The organism is Xenorhabdus entomophaga (assembly GCF_037996725.1).
Taxonomy (GTDB): domain Bacteria; phylum Pseudomonadota; class Gammaproteobacteria; order Enterobacterales; family Enterobacteriaceae; genus Xenorhabdus; species Xenorhabdus khoisanae.
In genome coordinates this window covers 1-1128 of the sequence record NZ_JBBMXH010000258.1, presented here as the reverse complement: position 1 = coordinate 1128, position 1128 = coordinate 1, and the positions used below count along the sequence as shown (strand labels likewise).

At 54.1% G+C, this 1128-nt stretch carries 1 rRNA gene; it reads right to left on the bottom strand.

The window, feature by feature from the left end:
- Positions 1-1128: ribosomal RNA gene (locus AAC854_RS22615) — 23S ribosomal RNA — on the bottom strand; the annotation flags it as partial.

Sequence of the window (1128 nt, the reverse complement as noted above, 5' to 3'; positions counted from 1 at the left end):
ACCCACCTACACGCTTAAACCGGGACGACCGTCGCCCGGCTGGCCTAGCCTTCTCCGTCCCCCCTTCGCAGTAACACCGAGTACAGGAATATTAACCTGTTTCCCATCGACTACGCCTTTCGGCCTCGCCTTAGGGGTCGACTCACCCTGCCCCGATTAACGTTGGACAGGAACCCTTGGTCTTCCGGCGAGCGGGTTTTTCACCCGCTTTATCGTTACTTATGTCAGCATTCGCACTTCTGATACCTCCAGCAGGCCTCACAGCCCACCTTCAACGGCTTACAGAACGCTCCCCTACCCAACAACACTTTCATGTCGCTGCCGCAGCTTCGGTGCATGGTTTAGCCCCGTTACATCTTCCGCGCAGGCCGACTCGACCAGTGAGCTATTACGCTTTCTTTAAATGATGGCTGCTTCTAAGCCAACATCCTGGCTGTCTGAGCCTTCCCACTTCGTTTCCCACTTAACCATGACTTGGGGACCTTAGCTGGCGGTCTGGGTTGTTTCCCTCTTCACGACGGACGTTAGCACCCGCCGTGTGTCTCCCGTGATAACATTCTTCGGTATTCGCAGTTTGCATCGGGTTGGTAAGTCGGGATGACCCCCTAGCCGAAACAGTGCTCTACCCCCGAAGATGAATTCACGAGGCGCTACCTAAATAGCTTTCGGGGAGAACCAGCTATCTCCCGGTTTGATTGGCCTTTCACCCCCAGCCACAAGTCATCCGCTAATTTTTCAACATTAGTCGGTTCGGTCCTCCAGTTAGTGTTACCCAACCTTCAACCTGCCCATGGCTAGATCACCGGGTTTCGGGTCTATACCCTGCAACTTAACGCCCAGTTAAGACTCGGTTTCCCTGCGGCTCCCCTATACGGTTAACCTTGCTACAGAATATAAGTCGCTGACCCATTATACAAAAGGTACGCAGTCACACCCCAAAGGGTGCTCCCACTGCTTGTACGTACACGGTTTCAGGTTCTCTTTCACTCCCCTCGCCGGGGTTCTTTTCGCCTTTCCCTCACGGTACTGGTTCACTATCGGTCAGTCAGGAGTATTTAGCCTTGGAGGATGGTCCCCCCATGTTCAGACAGGATACCACGTGTCCCGCCCTACTCTTCGAGCTCACAA